Source organism: Pseudomonas gessardii (genome assembly GCF_001983165.1).
GTDB classification, from domain to species: domain Bacteria; phylum Pseudomonadota; class Gammaproteobacteria; order Pseudomonadales; family Pseudomonadaceae; genus Aquipseudomonas; species Aquipseudomonas gessardii.
This window is the reverse complement of sequence record NZ_MNPU01000129.1, coordinates 1-1235: the sequence shown is the minus strand read 5'-3', so window position 1 is coordinate 1235 and position 1235 is coordinate 1. Positions and strand designations below refer to the sequence as shown.

The following is a 1235-nucleotide window of genomic DNA, read 5'->3' as shown; positions in this document are numbered from 1 at the left end:
TGTAGTGGTCTAATGAAACCGGACACCCATTTAGGCGAGAATGCTCGCCAGATCGAGGTGTCAGATGACCAAACAACGCCGCTCCTTTACTCCTGAATTCAAGCGCGAGGCTGCCGACCTTGTGCTCAAACAAAACTACAGCTACATCGAAGCCAGCCGTTCACTCGGCATTGGTGAATCGGCATTGCGCCGCTGGGTTGACCAGATTCAGAAAGAACATAAAGGCGTCACCCCGCAGAGCAAGGCACTGACTCCGGAACAGCAAAAAATTCAGGAGCTGGAAGCCCGGATTGCTCGGCTTGAGCGAGAGAAATCAATACTAAAAAAGGCTACCGCGCTCTTGATGTCGGAAGATCACGAGCGTTCGCGCTGATTGACCAGTTGAGCGCCCATGAGCCGGTTGATTGGCTGTGCAAGGTGTTTGACGTCACTCGCTCGTGTTACTACGCCCAGCGCCTGCGGCGCCGCACGCCCGATGCTGAACGGCTTCGATTGCGTAGTCGCGTCAGTGAGCTGTTCTCGCAAAGTCGCAGCTCTGCGGGCAGTCGCAGCATCCTGTCGCTGATGCGTGAAGACGGTGAGCAACTCGGTCGATTCAAAGTGCGTAGCTTGATGCGCGAGCTTGATTTAGTCAGCAAACAACCCGGCTCCCATGCCTACAAACGAGCAACAATAGAAAGACTGGATATCCCGAACACATTGAACCGTGAGTTCGACGTGCCAGCGCCCAATCAAGTCTGGTGCGGCGATATCACCTACATTTGGGCGCAAGGAAAGTGGCATTACCTGGCTGTCGTCCTGGATCTTTGTACGCGTCGGATCGTGGGCTGGGCGCTGTCGGAAAAGCCAGACGCTGAGCTGGTGATCAAAGCGCTGGATATGGCTTACGAGCAGCGTGGCAGGCCTTCGGATCTGCTATTCCACTCGGACCAGGGATCGCAATATGCAAGCCGACTCTTTCGCCAGCGGTTGTGGCGATACCGCATGCGCCAGAGCATGAGTCGACGAGGAAACTGCTGGGATAACGCACCGATGGAGCGCGTATTTCGCAGCTTGAAAACAGAATGGATACCGACCGTGGGCTATCGAACTGCGCAGGAAGCACAGCGCGATATCAGCCATTTTTTGATGCATCGCTACAACTGGATTCGGCCTCACCAATTCAACGATGGGTTGGCGCCAGCGCGGGCCGAGGAAAAACTTAACGTCGTGTCCGGGATTAGTTGACCACTACA

Annotated in this window: 1 protein-coding gene; it reads left to right on the top strand. The window is 55.1% G+C overall.

Annotation, left to right across the window (positions count from 1 at the left end):
* The first annotated feature begins 64 nt into the window (after nucleotides 1-64).
* A protein-coding gene (locus tag BLL38_RS29935) for an IS3 family transposase (RefSeq protein ID WP_090412654.1) occupies nucleotides 65-1227 on the top strand; the annotation gives its coding sequence in 2 pieces (ribosomal slippage) (nucleotides 65-320 and nucleotides 320-1227; 1164 coding nt in all).
* The last annotated feature ends 8 nt before the right edge of the window (nucleotides 1228-1235 follow it).